At 46.5% G+C, this 288-nt stretch carries 1 protein-coding gene; it reads right to left on the bottom strand.

The window, feature by feature from the left end; genetic code table 11:
• Positions 1-288, bottom strand: a 288-nt coding sequence (locus tag A3762_RS05975; RefSeq protein ID WP_156493279.1) for an aminotransferase class III-fold pyridoxal phosphate-dependent enzyme, incomplete at both ends; no start/stop codon positions are given.

Genomic DNA, 288 nt, shown 5'->3' with positions numbered 1-288 from the left:
GACTTCTTCAGGCCCATGCATAAATGCATCATGAATGTGATTACCAGCAAATACTGCACCCATTGGTAGAGCGCCATTTGTGAGGCCTTTTGCCGTCGTCATTAGATCTGGTGTAATGCCGAATCGGGTCGACGCGAATGGTGTTCCGATACGACCGAAACCACTAATTACTTCATCGAAAATAAGAAGAATATCGTGTTTCAAGGTAATTGCGCGTAGCTTTTCTAGGTAGCCTTGTGGCGGAACGTAAACGCCAGCAGAACCGACTAAAGGCTCGACAATAACTGC

Source organism: Oleiphilus sp. HI0125, from assembly GCF_001635355.1.
Note: the sequence above shows the minus strand (reverse complement) of the source record. Positions and strands in the feature narration are given on the sequence as shown.